This is a genomic window from Streptomyces sp. UF-297 (genome assembly GCF_058245575.1).
The window spans coordinates 75,303-91,101 of record NZ_JBSIBZ010000024.1; the positions used below are offsets into that span (position 1 = coordinate 75,303).

The following is a 15,799-nucleotide window of genomic DNA, read 5'->3' on the forward strand; positions in this document are numbered from 1 at the left end:
CGGCCTCGTCAGCTCGCGATGCCGACCACCAGCCAGATGAAGCCCACCCCGGCCACCGTGCAGCCCAGCGTGGACAGGGCGGGGTGGTCGTGGTGCGCCTCCGGCAGGATGTCGGAGGTGGCGAGATAGAGCAGTACGCCGCCGAAAAAGCCCAGGTAAATCCCGAGCCACTGCTCCGGAAGAGTGAACAGCAGCGTGGAGGCGGCGCCGACGACCGGGGCCACGGCGTCCAGGCCGAGCATCACCAGTGCCTTGCGCCGGGCGTTCCCGTACAGGCTGGTGATCGTGTACGTGTTGAAGCCGTCCGCGAAGTCATGGGCGATGACGGCCAGCGCCACGGCCACCGCCATGTCCTGGCCGACCTGGTAGGCCAGGCCGATCGCGAAGCCGTCCATGACGCTGTGGCCCACCATCGCGGCCGCCGCCGTGAGCCCGACCTGCGGCACCCGCTCGTCCGGGTCCATGCCGTGGGCCGCCTTGCGGACCGCGAGCAGCCGTTCCACCGCGTGCGCGGCCAGGAAGCCCAGGACGAAGCAGAGCAGGGCGGCGGGGACGCCGAAGACCTCCTGGCCCGCGGCGTGCAGCGACTCGGGCAGCAGGTCCAGGCCGACCACGCCCAGCATCAGACCGCCGGCCAGGCCCAGAATCAGATGCCGGCGGTCGGTGACGCGGTGCGCCACCCAGCCGCCGAACAGCGTCATCACCAAGGCGCCCAGCGCAATGGCCACCGGCACGGTCCAACCCCTTTCCGCAGGGTCCCGCCCTCCCCTCCACCCTCCCCCGGCCGCCCGCCCGCCGCCCGGGAGAGGAGCCGTCGCGATGACGGCTGAGCTCTTCACCGGACGGCCCGGCGGCGGGACGGCCGGAGCGGACGGCGCGGACAGCATCGACAGCTCGGCCGGGACCGGCGCCGTGGCCGAGCGAGGCGCCCTCGCCGAGGCGCTCTTCGTCGGTGTCGGCGCACGTCGCGGGGCACCGGCCGGGGAGGTCTTCGCGCTGATCGAGGCCGCGCTCGCCGAGGCGGGGCGCACCGCGCGCTCCGTGTGCGCGGTGGCGACGCTGGACGCCAAGGCCGGTGAGCCCGCGCTCGTCGAGGCCGCGGCCCGGCTCGGCGTCCCCCTGCGCACCTACCCGGCCGCCGTACTGGCCGCGGTGGAGGTGCCGCAGCCGTCCGCGGCGCCGCTGTCCGCCACCGGGACGCCGAGTGTCGCCGAGGCCGCCGCGCTCACCGCCGCGGGCCCGGGCGGCGAACTCGTCCTGGGCAAGCGGAAGTCGGCGCCCGCAGGCCGCCCGGCGACGGCGACCTGCGCCCTCGCCCTCGCTCCCCGATCTCCCCGATCTCCCCGTACGCACCAAGGAGTTGCTGTGGTCACCACGGCAGAGATGAACACCTCGCTCAGCGCCCGCCCGCCCCGGGCCCCGCACACCGCGCCCGAACCGGACCTGCGGCACCACGGCGACGCCGAGGTGCGGGGTACCGCCGGACTGACCGATCTGGCGGTCAACGTCCGGTCCGGCACTCCCCCGGCCTGGCTCAAGGCCCGCATCGCCGCCTCGCTCGACACGCTCGCCGCCTACCCCGACGGGCGGGCGGCCCGGCACGCGGTCGCCGTCCGGCACGGCCTCCCGGACGATCATGTACTGCTCACGGCGGGCGCCGCGGAGGCCTTCGTGCTGATCGCACGTGCCGTGCGGGCCCGCCGCCCTGTCGTGGTGCACCCGCAGTTCACCGAGCCCGAGGCCGCGCTGCGCGACGCGGGACACGAGGTGGCGCGGGTGCTGCTCGCCGAGCGGGACGGCTTCCGGCTGACGCCGGGCGCCGTGCCCGAGGACGCCGACCTGGTCGTCATCGGCAACCCGACCAACCCCACCTCCGTCCTCCACCCCGCCGAGGGGATAGCCCGGCTGGCGCGCCCCGGCCGCACCCTGGTCGTGGACGAGGCCTTCTTGGACGCGGTCCCCGGCGAACACGAGTCGCTGGCCTCGCGCACGGACCTGCCCGGCCTGGTCGTGCTGCGCAGCCTCACCAAGACCTGGGGCCTGGCCGGGCTGCGCATCGGGTATGTCCTCGCCGCGCCCGGGACGATCGCGGACCTGGCGCGGGCGCAGCCGCTGTGGCCGGTCTCGGCGCCCGCGCTGGCCGCGGCCGAGGCGTGCAGCGCGCCCGCCGCGCTCGCGGAGGCCGCGGCGGCGGCCGAGGCCATCGCCGCCGACCGTGCCCATCTCCTGTCCCGGCTGGGCGAGTTCGAACAGATCCGGGTCGCGGGCCCGGCCGCCGGGCCGTTCGTCCTGATCCGGGTGGCACAGGCCGCCGCCGTACGCGAGCGCCTGCGGGCCCTGGGCTTCGCGGCCCGGCGCGGCGACACGTTCCCGGGCCTGGGCCCGGAGTGGCTCCGGCTGGCCGTACGGGACCGCGCCACGACGGACCGCTTCGCGGTCGCGCTGGGGCGGGCGCTGGAGGCGTAGCCGCCCCCAGCAGCCCGCGTCTGCAACCGTCCGCGCGAAGGGCGGGGCTCTGCGGGCGCGTCGTGGCCGGTCGCGCAGTTCCCCGCGCCCCTTTGGGGGCACGGCCGCATCGAACCGTGCGCCGCGCCGGCGCCCCCACGGCACCGGCGCAGCGCACGGAGTCTGCGGGCTCGTCACTCGCGGCCTTCGTGGCGTACGGGTGCCCGGCGTCGGCGGGAGAGCGCGAGTGAGGCGGCGCCCGCCGCGATCGCCAGTGCGGCGCCGCCCAGGAGGTAGGGCATGGACGTCCCGCTGCCGGTTTCCGCCAGGTCTCCCGTACGGGCGTTACGGGCGGTCTGGGCTCGTACCTCCGTGCCGGCGGCAGCGGGGGGACGGGCTGCGCCGCCGCTGCTGGAGCCGGTTCCGGCCGAAGTTCCGCTGGAGGAAGCACCGTTCGGCCCCTCGGACCCACCCGAGCCACTGGACGCACCCGGGCCCCCGGAACCGGACGAGCCCGCCGAACCGCCCGAACCAGCCGAAGAGTTCGCCCCACCCGAGCCACCCGAGCCGTTCGCACCACCGGACCCACCGGAGTCCCCGGCACCATCATCACCCCCCGAGCCGCCCGAGCCGCCCGAAGTGCCGCCGCCTCCCGGCCCGTTACCCCCGCTGCCTCCCGTACCGCCGCCCGTACCGCCCTCCCCCGGCGCCGAGGGCGTCGAGCAGGTGGACTCGGCGAGGGTGATGCGGCCCGAGACCTGGGCGACGTTGAGGTGGAGGGGGTTGACCGAGACCGAGAGGTCCAGGGCGGTGGCCGCGGCGGCGAGGCGGGTCGTGGTGCGCCGGGACAGGTCCAGGCGGACCTCGCCGACGCCGGGCACCGCGACCTTCGTGGTGCCGCCCGCGCTCACAGTGGCCTTCTTGCCCAGTACGCGCACGGCGCCCAGCACGTTGGACTCGGCGCGCGGCCGACGGCCCGCCGCACAGACGGCGTGGGAGGTCACCTTCGCCACCTCGACGAGGGGGAGCCCCGGCAGCCCGGGGACGTGGACCGTGGCGCGGGCCACCTCGACACGCCCCTCGGCCGTACGCCCGTCGGCCGTGGCCCGCGCGGTGGCCACCTGCGCGCGCAGCACACTCAGCGGCCTGCCCCGGTCGACACTGTCGACATTGACGGTCAGTGCCGTACCGCCCGCACTCGCAGGCGCGTTGACCTCGTTGAGCGTGGCCTTCAGCGGGACGCTCACGGCCTTGTTCAGCAGGCCCACGTCCAGGGTCGTACGCAGGACGACCGCGCCGGAGCGCCCCTCGGAGCCGGTACTGCCGCCGCCGATCGCGGACGCGGGCGAGGCCGCGCACAGGGCCCCGGGTCCGGCCGCGAGGACCGAAGCCGCGAGGGTAGCGGCCAGGCGGCAGCCAGGGGCGCGGCGGCGTGCGGGCATGCCGAAGGAGGCGGCGGTGGAGCTGGTGGACACGTGAGTGGAACCCCCACAAGTGGAATGGAGCCGCCGGCGGCGCCCATGGGGGACATCACGCACGCCGACGACCTCGACCCGCACATCGTGTCCACACCGGGCACCAACGGTCAGCCACGAGAGGCGAGTTCATCCCATCGGGCTATTTCCGCGCCCGCTTTCGATTCCTGCGGCACACCACTACGCCCGCGCCCCACCCGCCCCCTCAGCGGCGGATGATTTCGTCGAGCCTGTCGAGCGGACCGGCGCTCCGCGGGGCGAACGGCAGCCCGGTGGCACGGCCGCGCCAGGCGACCATCAGCGCCTCGCCGAGGAAGCTGATGCCGATGTTCAGCTGCGCGGGCCGGGCGCTCTCGTGCATGCCCATCTTCACGGCGAGGACGCCGTATCCGCCCACGACGACCAGCGAGGCCAGGACGACGAGGAAGGTCCGGGCGACGTAGCGCTGCCACAACACTCCTCCCTTTTCGAAGAGTTGGACCGTGGCACCGCGCGCCGCACCGAGCACGAGGCCCAGGACGGCACCGGGAACGGCCCAGGCGTAGTCGGCACCGACGACATCCTCGGCCTTGACCAGGGACATGACCCCAACTCCGATGAGGATGACGGGCGTCGCCAGCAGTTCACGGAGATTGACCGGCTCCCCCCGGAGCCGCTTGATCACCACCACGACGACAACGACAGCGATGATCGCCGCGAGCAGCCATCCGTTCACTTCCACACCCCTTTTTATGGCTCGGCCGTGCTAAAAAATCAATTTAGCGCGCCCGTGCTATAAAAGACAACATGCCGAAGATCGTCGACCCCGAGGCCCGCCGCCGGGCCGTGGCCGAAGCCGCGCTGCGCGTCATCGCACGGGAGGGCCTGGAGCACGCCTCACTGCGCAACGTCGCCGAGGAGGCGGGACTGGCCATCGGTTCGGTCCGCCACTACTTCGCAGGCCACACCGAGCTGGTGCTCTTCGCGATGGACGAGATGTCACGCCGCGTCGAGGAACGCATCCGCGGCCACGCCGAGCGGATCCTGGACCCGGCCGGCGGCACCGATCGCCGGGCCGGCACGGAGGAGCTGCTCGCCGAGTTCCTGCCGCTCGACAAGACGCGCCGCGAGGAGACCGTCCTGTGGCTGGCGTTCACCACCGCCTCCCGCACACGCCCCGAACTGCGCCCCCGCGCACAGGAGTTGTACGACGGCATGCTGGGCCTGACCACGCATGTGCTCACGGAGATGCGCCGGGCCGGCGGGCTGGCCGAGGATCTGGACGTCGAGGTCGAGAGCGTACGGCTGTACGCGCTGCTGGACGGACTCGCGCTCCAGGCGGCGCTGTGGCCGGAGCGGGTCACGCCCGAGACGATGCGAACGGCCCTCCGCCGCCACCTAGACGGCCTGGCACGACCCGAGCGGAACTGACACCGCCCGCCCACCTCTGTCCGCCATACGAAATCAGTTGTCCCGTACAGGGAGACGGCGGTTAGGGTGCCGCCGTGTCGACCAAGCCTTCGCGCCACAGCGCCGAGCGGGCCGGCGACGGCCCGATAGCCACAGGGCCGTCGCCGGACAGCGACGCGCCCGCCGCGCCGCCCCCGTCCGAGCTGCCCTCCTCCGACCGCGCGGCCCGCCGCGCCGTCACGCTCTTCCCGCTGCTGGTGATCGCCGCCGGAGTGGTCGGCCTGCTGTGGCCGTCGAACTTCACCGGCTGGGCACCCGCGGTGCCCTGGCTGCTCGGCGTGGTGATGTTCTCCATGGGACTCACCCTCACCCCGCCGGACTTCGCAGCGGTGGCCAAGCGGCCCTGGGCGGTGGGCCTGGGCCTGGTCGCGCACTACGTGATCATGCCGGGCCTGGGCTGGCTGATCGCGACCGCGCTGGACCTGCCGCCGCAGCTCGCGGCCGGTGTGATCCTGGTCGGCTGCGCCCCCAGCGGCACCGCCTCCAACGTCGTGACCTACCTGGCCCGCGGGGACGTCGCGCTCTCCGTCTCCGTCGCCACCGTCTCCACGCTCCTGGCCCCGCTCATCACTCCCCCGCTGACGCTGCTGCTGGCCGGGCAGTTCCTGGACGTCGACGCGGGGGCCATGGTGGGCGACATCCTCAAGACGGTGCTGCTGCCGGTGATCGCCGGGCTGGTGGTCCGTACCCTCGCGGGCCGCTATGTCGACAAGGCGCTACGGGCGCTGCCGTGGATCTCCGCCGTCACCATCGCCGCCATCGTGCTGGTCGTCGTCTCGGGCAGCGCCGCGCGCATCAAGGACGCGGCGGCGCTGGTGCTGTTGGCGGTCGTCCTGCACAACGGGCTGGGGCTCGCGCTGGGTTACGCGTCCGGGCGGCTGGCCCATCTCGGCGCGCCGGCGAGCCGGGCGATGGCCTTCGAGGTCGGCATGCAGAACTCCGGTCTCGCGGCGTCGCTGGCCACGGCGCACTTCAGCCCCGCCGCGGCACTGCCCGCCGCCGTGTTCTCCGTCTGGCACAACGTCTCCGGGGCGGTGGTTGCCGCGTGGATGGCGCGGCGGCGCGGGGTGGGGCCGGGGCGGCCGGACTCGATGCGTCGGCTGCGGGCCGCCGGTGGCCGTTCGCGCAGTTCCCCGCGCCCCTAAAAGCTTGCGCCGTTCCCCGCGCCCCAACCAACTGCCCCGGCCCCTGACGCGAGATGGGTCCACCTACCTGCCTTTTCACCACCCACCACCGCACCCGACAGCCCCGCGCAGCGGACAACGGCCCGCCGCAGGCGAAACGGCGCCGAGGGTCACCGCACCACCCGCCCCCGCAAGATCACCCACCGCGGCGCCCCCAAGACCCGCACGTCCTCGCGCGGATCCGCGTCGTACACGACCAGATCCGCCGGAGCCCCCTCGGCCAACGCGGGCCGCCCCAGCCAGGCCCGCGCCCCCCACGTCGCGGCTGACAACGCGTCAAGAACGGGGACCCCCGCCCGGCACAGCTCCCCGACCTCGTCGGCGATCAGCCCGTGGGCGAGCGAACCCCCCGCGTCCGTACCGGCGTAGATCGGGATCCCCGCGTCGTACGCGTCCCGCACCGTGTCGTACCGACGGGCGTGCAACTGCCGCATGTGCCCCGCCCACCGCGGAAACTTCTTCTCGCCACCCTCCGCGAGCGCAGGGAAGGTAGCGATGTTGACCAGCGTCGGCACGATCGCGACACCGCGGGCCGCGAAGAGCGGAATGGTTTCGGACGTCAGCCCCGTGGCGTGTTCGATGCAGTCGATGCCCGCCTCGACGAGCGGCGCCAGGGACTCCTCGGCGAAGCAGTGCGCCGTGACCCGGGCGCCCAGCCGGTGCGCCTCCGCGATGGCCGCCTCGACCGCACCGCGCGGCCAACACGCCGCCAGGTCACCGCTCTCGCGGTCGATCCAGTCGCCGACCAGCTTGACCCAGCCGTCCCCGCGGCGGGCCTCCCGCGCGACGTACGCGACCAGGTCCTCCGGCTCGATCTCGTGCGCGTAGTTGCGGATATAGCGCTTGGTACGGGCGATGTGGCGGCCGGCCCGGATGATCCGCGGCAGGTCCTCGCGGTCGTCGATCCAGCGGGTGTCGGAGGGTGAACCGGCGTCCCGCAGCAGCAGCGTTCCCGCGTCACGGTCGGTCAGCGCCTGTTTCTCGCTGGTGGCGTCGTCGACCGGGCCGTGCGCGTCCAGGCCGACATGGCAGTGGGCGTCGACCAGGCCCGGCAGCGCCCAGCCCTGAAGGGTCGTGATGTCCCGTGCCCCGACCGGCCGTTGCCAGGTCACCCGCCCGTCGACGACCCACAGCTCGTCGCGAGCCTCCTGCGGCCCGGTCAGGACCCTCCCCTTGATGTGCAGCACCGCGCTCTCACTCATGGACGCACTGTACGGAGATCCGCCGCCGCGGTCGCCCCCGCCCCGTACCGCCACCGCGGCCGCCCCGCACCGAAACCGAGGCCGGGACCAGCCCGGGACCGACCCAGACCAGGACCGGACCGAACCGGACCGGACCGGACCGGACCGAACCGGACCGGACCAACAACGGAAGAAGCCGAGCAGAACCAAGCCGACCCGACACCCCCACCTTCCCCCGCGATATCCCACAACGCTTACCCCGGACCACCCCGAAGGCCCTTAACCGGACACTCCGCCCGGACACTCCATCCGGACACTTCCCGCAACCCTCACCAAAGCCCTAGCCAAAACCAAAGCCCTCACCGAAACCCTCACCGGCCGGCACCCCGCCAACGCCCCGCCGACGCCTTAACAACGCCGTTACGAAACGCTTTACGGAAAGCCCATTACCGGCAAATTCCCAATTCCTAAGAAGCGCAGCTTCCCGTATTCTTCTGCCCGCTTTTCCGCAGCTCAAACGCCAAGATTTCGCTAGTGATCGAGGTCGTAATTCGGACGCGTACCGACGGCGTTACGCAGCTGTGACCGACCCCACAAGCCGCCCGATTCGCCCCGTATTTTCCGGGCAAAACAGCACATCCAGCGGGGTGGTCGCGCGCTCGGGCGCACCCGCGCGATAACACAACGACATCCCGCCACGTAACCCCTCCCCCCGATGCAATTTCCTTTTTCCCTCGGTAAATTCAATCCGCATGACCGCCGCACAAGCAGAACATGCACGTGCCCGAAGCGAACAGCGCAGAGCCACCAAAGAAATGCCGGAGGGCTTCGAGCTCGACACCCCCTGTGTGGAGGACGGAGCCGCGATCTGGCGCATCGCCCGCGACTCCGGGAACCTGGACCTCAACTCGTCCTACAGCTATCTGCTGTGGTGTCGTGACTTCGCCGCCACCTCTGTGGTCGCCCGCGACCCGGAGGGCGAGCCGGCCGCCTTCATCACCGGATACATCCGCCCCGAGCGCCCGCACACGCTCGTCGTCTGGCAGGTCGCCGTCGACGACGCGCACCGCGGCCGGGGGCTGGCCGCCGCGCTGCTGGACGGGCTGGCTTCCCGTACCGCGCGGGAACAGGGCGTACGCCATCTGGAGACCACGATCACCGACGACAACGCGGCCTCCAACCGGCTCTTCTCCTCCTTCGCCGAGCGCCACGGGGCGCCGCACCGCCGCGAAGTCCTCTTCGACGCCGGGCTGTTCCCCGAGCAGGGCCACGAACCAGAAGTGCTCAACCGCATCGGACCGTTCGGCGCGCCCGGCGCGCGACGTCCCTGACCGGCCCGCCGGTCACCCCCGGCCGGCCCCGCCCGGCCCCCCGACCTTCACTTTCTCCCCGCCCGTCACACCCCACATCTCCCAGGAGCATGCTGTGACCATCACCCAGCCGGATCTGAGCGTCTTCGAGACCCTGGAGTCGGAGGTGCGCAGCTACTGCCGCGGCTGGCCCACCGTCTTCGACCGCGCCCAGGGCAGCCGTATGTACGACGAGGACGGCCACACCTACCTCGACTTCTTCGCCGGTGCGGGGTCGCTCAACTACGGCCACAACAACCCCGTACTCAAACGCGCCCTGATCGACTACATCGAGCGCGACGGCGTCACTCACGGCCTGGACATGTCCACCACGGCCAAGCGCGCCTTCCTGGAGTCGTTCCAGAACATCATCCTGCGGCCGCGCGATCTGCCCTACAAGGTCATGTTCCCGGGCCCGACGGGCGCCAACGCCGTGGAGTCGGCGCTCAAGCTGGCCCGCAAGGTCAAGGGCCGCGAGTCGATCGTGTCCTTCACCAACGCCTTCCACGGCATGTCGCTGGGCGCGCTCGCGGTCACCGGCAACTCCATGAAGCGGGCCGGCGCCGGCATCCCGCTGGTGCACGGCACCCCGATGCCCTTCGACAACTACCTGGAGGGCCGCACCCCGGACTTCCTGTGGTTCGAGCGGCTGCTGGAGGACCAGGGCTCGGGCCTGAACCAGCCCGCCGCGGTCATCGTGGAGACGGTGCAGGGCGAGGGCGGCATCAACGTCGCCCGCGCCGAGTGGCTGCGTCAGCTCGCCGACCTGTGCAAGCGCCGCGACATGCTCCTGATCGTCGACGACATCCAGATGGGCTGCGGGCGCACCGGCGCGTTCTTCTCCTTCGAGGAGGCGGGCATCGTGCCGGACATCGTCACCGTCTCCAAGTCCATCAGCGGTTACGGGCTGCCCATGGCGCTGACCCTGTTCAAGCCGGAGCTGGACGTGTGGGAGCCGGGCGAGCACAACGGCACCTTCCGCGGCAACAACCCGGCCTTCGTCACCGCGGCCGCCGCCCTGGACACGTACTGGGCCGACGGCCAGATGGAGAAGCAGACCCTGGCCCGCGGCGAGCTGGTCGAGTCGCACCTGCGCGCCATCGCCGAGGAACACCCGCGCGCCATCGTCGAGTTCCGCGGCCGCGGCCTGGTGTGGGGCATCGAGTTCGCCGACAAGGAGCGGGCCGGACGGATCGCCAAGCGCGCCTTCGAGCTCGGTCTGCTCATCGAGACCTCCGGCCCGCAGAGCGAGGTCGTCAAGCTGCTCCCGGCTCTGACGACCACGCCCGAGGAGCTGGACGAGGGGCTGCGCACCCTCGCCCGCGCGGTCCGCGAGACCGCCTGACCACCTCCCGTACCGCCGGGAACCCGTACCACAGAAAGGCAGCAACTCACCGTGATCGTCCGATCCTTCAAGGACATCGAGGGCACCGACCGCCACGTCAAGGCCAAGTCCGGCACCTGGGAGAGCAAGCGCATCGTGCTCGCCAAGGAGCGGGTGGGCTTCTCCCTGCACGAGACGGTCCTGTACGCGGGTACGGAGACCTCGATGTGGTACGCCAACCACTACGAGGCCGTGCTCTGCGTGGAGGGCGAGGCCGAGCTGACCAACGACGAGACCGGCGAGAAGCACCTCATCACGCCGGGCACGATGTACCTCCTCGACGGCCACGAGAAGCACACCATGCGCATCAAGGAGGACTTCCGCTGCGTGTGCGTCTTCAACCCGCCGGTCACCGGCCGCGAGGACCACGACGAGAACGGCGTCTACCCCCTGCTCACCGAGCCGGAGATCGAGGCAACCGCCTGAAACAGGGCGAGAACTGAGGCGCCGTCACCGCCCAGGACAGCACGTACGAGAGGAGAGGAAGGCAACACCATGACCACCGCACCCGAGCACACCGCCGACCTGTACCCGACCCGTGGGGCCACCGAGGTGATCACCCCGCGGCAGGACCCGGTGGTGTGGTCGCGGCCCGGAAGCCAGGGGCCCTTCGCCCCGTCCGAGCTGAGCGACTTCGAACGCGACGGCTTCTTCGCCATCGGGGAACTGCTGACGGCGGATGAAGTCGCGGTCTACCGCGCCGAGTTGGACCGGCTGATCGCCGATCCCGCGATCCGCGCCGACGAGCGCTCGATCGTGGAGCCCACGTCCCAGGACGTACGGTCCGTCTTCGAGGTGCACAAGATCAGCGAGGTCTTCGCACGGCTGGTCCGCGACCCCCGGGTGGTGGGCAGGGCCCGCCAGATCCTCGGTTCGGACGTGTACGTCCACCAGTCGCGGATCAACGTCAAGCCGGGCTTCGGCGCCAGCGGCTTCTACTGGCACTCCGACTTCGAGACCTGGCACGCCGAGGACGGCCTGGCCGCCATGCGCACCGTGTCGGTCTCGATCGCGCTGACCGAGAACCACGACACCAACGGCGGCTTGATGATCATGCCGGGTTCACACCGGCAGTTCCTGGGCTGCGCGGGCGAGACGCCCAAGGACAACTACAAGAAGTCCCTGCAGATGCAGGACGCCGGGACGCCCTCGGACGAGGCGCTGACGAAGATGGCGGACGCGCACGGCATCAAGCTGTTCACCGGCAAGGCCGGCTCGGCGACGTGGTTCGACTGCAACGCCATGCACGGCTCCGGCGACAACATCACGCCGTACCCGCGCAGCAATGTCTTCATCGTCTTCAACAGCGTGGAGAACACCGCGGTGGAGCCGTTCGCGGCCCCGGTGCGGCGCCCCGAGTTCATCGGGGCGCGGGACTTCACGCCGGTGCGCTGAGCCCCTCCCGGCCGGGGTCCGGGGGCCGCCCCCGGAGAACACGGCATCGGAGCGAGGACTTCACGCCCGTGCAGTAGCCCCTCAGAGCCACGCCAGTGACGCGGCCGTCTCCAGCACCCGCTGTGAGGCGACCGCGTCGCCCGCGTGTCCGCGCGGGATCTCGCCCGGCTCCAGCCGGCCGCCGACCAGCAGGCAGAAGTCCACCGCCTCCAGGACCAGTTCGGCGGCGATCGGCTCGGCGTCCGAGCCCAGCACCCAGTCGCCGCCCGCCTCGCCCTCCACCGACAGCAGCACGGGCCGGGCCATCGGGCCCAGCGCCAGGTCCAGGATGCGTACCGCCAGGCCCACCATGCGCTGCAGATGCGTCGGCAGCGGCGGCGGTACGGTCACCCCCAGCGCCCGCCCGATGTCCCGGGTGTGCACCCAGGTCTCGAAGGCCCGGATCACATAGTGGTCGGCGACCGGGAGCCGCAGGCCCATCAACGTCGTTGCGGCGGCGGCCAGTTGCTCGTCGGCCGACTCGGGCAGCGCGAGCAGCCCGTGCGCCTGGGTGCGCCAGGCCTCGAAGGTCTCGGCCGTCGGGCGGGTGTGCTCGTAGGCCACCACTTCGTCCGTACGGGCCACCCAGCGCAGCTCCCACGGGGCGCCCGCGCCCGCCGAACTGGGCCGCGCTCCGGTGACCGGCGCCAGGCCGAGGCGCTCGGCCAGCACCTCGTCGGCGGCGATGAGATGGGCCAGGGTCCCCTGGACGTCCCAGTCGTGGACGACGGGGGTGCCCCAGCGCGCCGGGGAGTCGTCCAGTTCGCGCAGCAGCGCCTCCAGGCCCGCGACGGCGCCGGAGTAGGGGGCGGCGTGCGCGGCCAGCGGGCCGTGGCCCGGCCGGGCGGCGCGGGCCGAGGCCATCAGCCGGCCGCGGGCGAGCCCGGCGTTGCCCTTGCGCGCGGGGGACTTGGCGGTGCCCCCGGCCGGTCCCGCGAGCAGCCGTACGGTCGCGGCCAGCCGCTCCGCCTCCGCGGCGCACGGCCGGCAGCCGGCCAGGTGGGCCCGTACCCGTGCGTCGTCGCCGGGCATGGCGGCGCCCAGCGCCCAGGCGGCGAGCAGGCGGCTCACCTCTTCGTGCCCCGCCTCGTCCGCGGCCTCGTGCCCGGCCGTGCGACCTGGCCCGGAACCGGCGCCGGACTCCGCCGGAGTCCCTTGCGCACCTGCCCCGCCGCCGTCCTCGCCGTGCGCACTCCCGCTCTCGTCCGGGCCCTTCGGCCCGTGCTCCCCGCTGCCCTCGTCCGCGGTCATCCCGCGCTCCTCCCACCGGACTGGCCCGGTCTGGCCGGGCCGGGCGGCTCCGGTGGACCGGCCGGTCCGCCAGGGTGACCCGCTTCGGCCAGCCGGTCGGTCAGACCGCGCAGGGCCGAACGCAGCCGGAACCTGGCCATGTCCTCCGGAATGCCCAATTCCACAGCGATCTGACGGTAGTTCCGTCCGGCGAAACACGCCAGATGCGTCGCCTCCTGCTGGGGCAGCGGGAGCGCGGCCAGCGCGCGGTGCAGCCGCAGTTCGGGCGTCGGCACGGCCCGCTCCGGCGCCGCGTGGTTCACCTCGGCTGCGCCCGATCCGGCATCGGCGGCATCCGGGCGCGCGTCGGCGGCGCCCGCCTCCGGCTCCGCGGCCCGCACCCGCGTCAGGGCGCGCCGGTGGGCGAGCATGCTCAGCCGGGTCCGCAGCGAACCGCGCCCCGGCACGAACGCGTAGGGGCAGACCCACAGATAGGTGAAGACCTCGCGGGTGATCTCCTCGGCGGCGGGGACATTGCCGCTGACCCGCAGGGCGACGGAGCGCACCAGCCCGCCGAAGGCGTCGTACGCCTCGCCGAGCGCGGACTCGTCGCCGTACACCAGCCGCCGGTGCAACTGTTCGTCGCGCGGCGGGTACCTGGTTGTCCCGTCCACCGGCACCACCTCGTGAGTGTGTGATGCCATTCCTAGCCGCCCGCTCAGACATGCGGTAGGCGTCCGCCCGCCGAATTGCCGGGGACATCCGCCCGGCTACGCTGCCCAGGGGGCCGGGACACACGGCACGAACGGCCCCGGATCAGTCACCGGACGGCGCCCGGCCGTGGCGGCGCCGGCCGGCCGAGAGGGCCGAGGAGTTCCATGAGCGTGTACCGGCAGCCCGGTGTCGTCCTGACCGACCACGTCCTTCAGGTGCCGCTGGACCACAGCGCGCCGGACGGCGAGCACATCAGCATCTACGGGCGCGAGGTGGTGGCCGTGGGGCGGGAGCGGGAGGCGCTGCCGTGGCTGGTGTACCTGCAGGGCGGCCCCGGCCACGGTGCGCCGCGCCCGCTGGGCCGGGACTCCTGGCTCGTACCCGCTCTCGACCACTACCGCGTGCTGCTGCTGGACCAGCGCGGTACGGGCCGCTCGACACCGGCCAACCGGCAGACCCTCGCGCTGCGCGGCGGGCCGCGCGAACAGGCCGCGTACCTGGCGCATTTCCGCGCCGACTCGATCGTGCGGGACGCCGAACTGCTGCGCCGCCATCTGCTCGGCCCGGACTCGGGCGCGCCCTTCGGCGCCGACACCCGCTGGAGCGTCCTGGGCCAGAGTTTTGGCGGCTTCTGCACGCTGACGTATCTCTCGCAGGCCCCCGAGGGGCTGCGGGAGGCCTTTGTGACGGGCGGGCTGGCCGGGCTGCGCACGAGCGCGGAGGAGGTCTACCGCGCGGCCTATCCGCGGGTGGCGCGCAAGAACGCCGCGCACTACCAGCGCTATCCGCAGGACATCGAGGGCGCCCGGCGCATCGCGGCCCATCTGCGCGAGCACAAGGTGGTGCTGCCCGGCGGCGGACATCTGACGGCCGAGGCGTTCCAGGCACTGGGCATCCTGCTGGGCACCGGGAGCGGGTCGCACGTACTGCACCACCTCATCGAGGAGGCGTGGGTGACGGGGCCCTCGGGACGTGAACTGGCCGACGCCTTCCTGCAGTCGGTGCAGGGCCATCTCTCCTTCGCGGCCGCTCCCCTGTACGCCGTCCTGCACGAGGCGATCTACGCACAGCGCTCGGTCGCGGCGAGCGGCACGGGCTGGGCGGCCGAGCGGGTCCGTGCGCAGTTCCCCGACTTCGATGTGGACCTGGCGCTGGAGAGCGGCAGGCCGCTGCACTTCACCGGCGAGATGATCCTGCCCTGGCTGTTCGACACCGACCCGGCGCTGCGCCCGCTCAAGGAGACCGCGCAGGCGCTGGCCGAGCGCACCGACTGGCCCGATCTGTACGACCCCGCGCGGCTGGCCGCCAACGAGGTGCCGGCCGCCGCCGCGGTCTACTTCGACGACATGTACGTCGACACCGAGCACTCCCTGGAGACCGCCCGGGCCGTACGGGGCCTGCGGGTGTGGGTGACCAACGAGTGGGAGCACGACGGGCTGCGGACCAGTGACGGCGCGGTGCTGGAGCGGCTGATGAGGATGGTGCGCGGGGAGCTGTGACCCGCGCGGGGCGGGGCGGAGCTGCGGTCCGCGCGGGGCGGGGCCGCGCGGACCGGCCCCGCCCCTGGCCCGTTCAGCCCGCCGGCGCCGGGTAGTCGGTGTAGCCCTCCGCGCCGCCGCCGTAGTACGAGGCCCATGCCACCTCGGCGAACGGGCCGCCCCGCACGAGGCGCCGGGGCAGGCCGGGGCCGGCGATGAACAGCCTGCCGAAGGAGAGCAGATCGGCGGTGCCGTCCTCGATCAGCGCCAGGTCCTGGGGGCCGGTCGGCCGGCCCCCGGTGTCCGGGTCGAGGATCAGTCCGGCCGAGGCGCGCTGCGCGCAGTGCGTCGCCGTGGCCGGGGTCGGGAGGGTGCCCGCCGCCCGGTTGCGCGTCATGGGCGCCATGACGATGCGGTTGGCGAGCGGGGTCCCGCATTCCCCGCCCTCCCCCGCACCGCACTGCACCCCCTTATCC

Annotated in this window: 15 protein-coding genes; 8 read left to right on the plus strand and 7 right to left on the minus strand. The window is 72.9% G+C overall.

Translation table 11 applies throughout. The features are described 5' to 3' along the window. Positions 1–8 precede the first annotated feature (8 nt). Entirely contained in the window at positions 9–734 is a 726-nt protein-coding gene (locus AC4IJH_RS16710) for a ZIP family metal transporter (RefSeq protein ID WP_490852501.1), read from the minus strand. An 85-nt stretch (positions 735–819) separates the two neighbouring features. Between AC4IJH_RS16710 and cobC the strand changes: the two genes are divergently transcribed. Beyond that, positions 820–2,466 carry an Rv2231c family histidinol phosphate aminotransferase CobC gene (cobC, locus tag AC4IJH_RS16715; protein ID WP_490852502.1) on the plus strand — a complete coding sequence of 549 codons (1,647 nt, stop codon included), beginning with the start codon at positions 820–822 and terminating at the stop codon, positions 2,464–2,466. Positions 2,467–2,639: 173 nt separating this feature from the next. Here the strand turns inward: cobC and AC4IJH_RS16720 are convergent, their stop codons facing one another. Beyond that, a complete protein-coding gene (locus AC4IJH_RS16720; RefSeq protein ID WP_490852503.1) occupies positions 2,640–3,920 on the minus strand; it encodes an SCO1860 family LAETG-anchored protein in 1,281 nt (426 codons plus the stop codon). 205 nt (positions 3,921–4,125) lie between these two features. Beyond that, positions 4,126–4,641: a DUF1453 domain-containing protein gene (locus AC4IJH_RS16725; protein WP_490852504.1), complete on the minus strand. Its 516-nt coding sequence runs from the start codon at positions 4,639–4,641 to the stop codon at positions 4,126–4,128. Between the two features lie 65 nt (positions 4,642–4,706). On the opposite strand from AC4IJH_RS16725, the gene AC4IJH_RS16730 reads away from it, so the two are divergent. Beyond that, positions 4,707–5,330 (plus strand): TetR/AcrR family transcriptional regulator, encoded by a 624-nt coding sequence (locus AC4IJH_RS16730; protein WP_490852505.1) that lies wholly within the window; start codon positions 4,707–4,709, stop codon positions 5,328–5,330. A gap of 182 nt (positions 5,331–5,512) precedes the next feature. Beyond that, positions 5,513–6,514 carry a bile acid:sodium symporter family protein gene (locus AC4IJH_RS16735; RefSeq protein ID WP_490852530.1) on the plus strand — a complete coding sequence of 334 codons (1,002 nt, stop codon included), beginning with the start codon at positions 5,513–5,515 and terminating at the stop codon, positions 6,512–6,514. A gap of 149 nt (positions 6,515–6,663) precedes the next feature. Here AC4IJH_RS16735 and AC4IJH_RS16740 read toward each other — a convergent pair whose 3' ends face one another. Beyond that, positions 6,664–7,755: an amidohydrolase family protein gene (locus tag AC4IJH_RS16740; RefSeq protein ID WP_490852506.1), complete on the minus strand. Its 1,092-nt coding sequence runs from the start codon at positions 7,753–7,755 to the stop codon at positions 6,664–6,666. A 731-nt stretch (positions 7,756–8,486) separates the two neighbouring features. Here AC4IJH_RS16740 and ectA point away from each other — a divergent pair. The 4 genes from ectA to thpD all read left to right on the plus strand — a co-directional run bounded on the left by ectA (position 8,487) and on the right by thpD (position 11,862). Next, entirely contained in the window at positions 8,487–9,065 is a 579-nt protein-coding gene (ectA, locus tag AC4IJH_RS16745) for a diaminobutyrate acetyltransferase (RefSeq protein WP_490852507.1), read from the plus strand. A gap of 94 nt (positions 9,066–9,159) precedes the next feature. After that, positions 9,160–10,428 carry a diaminobutyrate--2-oxoglutarate transaminase gene (gene ectB, locus AC4IJH_RS16750; protein WP_490852508.1) on the plus strand — a complete coding sequence of 423 codons (1,269 nt, stop codon included), beginning with the start codon at positions 9,160–9,162 and terminating at the stop codon, positions 10,426–10,428. Positions 10,429–10,479: 51 nt separating this feature from the next. Next, positions 10,480–10,893 (plus strand): ectoine synthase, encoded by a 414-nt coding sequence (locus tag AC4IJH_RS16755; protein ID WP_490852509.1) that lies wholly within the window; start codon positions 10,480–10,482, stop codon positions 10,891–10,893. A gap of 69 nt (positions 10,894–10,962) precedes the next feature. Beyond that, positions 10,963–11,862, plus strand: coding sequence for an ectoine hydroxylase (gene thpD, locus AC4IJH_RS16760; protein ID WP_490852510.1), 900 nt, complete (start codon positions 10,963–10,965; stop codon positions 11,860–11,862). An 81-nt stretch (positions 11,863–11,943) separates the two neighbouring features. Here thpD and AC4IJH_RS16765 read toward each other — a convergent pair whose 3' ends face one another. Together AC4IJH_RS16765 and AC4IJH_RS16770 are read right to left on the minus strand one after the other, a co-directional pair. After that, complete coding sequence (locus AC4IJH_RS16765; protein WP_490852511.1) at positions 11,944–13,152, minus strand: maleylpyruvate isomerase family mycothiol-dependent enzyme; 1,209 nt, start codon at positions 13,150–13,152, stop codon at positions 11,944–11,946. After that, the gene (locus AC4IJH_RS16770; RefSeq protein WP_490852512.1) at positions 13,149–13,835 is read right to left on the minus strand and encodes a sigma factor; all 687 of its coding nucleotides are present in this window, start codon (positions 13,833–13,835) and stop codon (positions 13,149–13,151) included. The genes AC4IJH_RS16765 and AC4IJH_RS16770 overlap by 4 nt, the downstream gene beginning before the upstream one ends. 174 nt (positions 13,836–14,009) lie before the next feature. Here AC4IJH_RS16770 and AC4IJH_RS16775 point away from each other — a divergent pair, with 174 nt between their 5' ends. After that, a complete protein-coding gene (locus AC4IJH_RS16775) occupies positions 14,010–15,344 on the plus strand; it encodes an alpha/beta fold hydrolase (protein ID WP_490852513.1) in 1,335 nt (444 codons plus the stop codon). A 73-nt stretch (positions 15,345–15,417) separates the two neighbouring features. Here AC4IJH_RS16775 and AC4IJH_RS16780 read toward each other — a convergent pair whose 3' ends face one another. Further along, complete coding sequence (locus AC4IJH_RS16780) at positions 15,418–15,720, minus strand: hypothetical protein (RefSeq protein ID WP_490852514.1); 303 nt, start codon at positions 15,718–15,720, stop codon at positions 15,418–15,420. Positions 15,721–15,799: the final 79 nt, after the last annotated feature.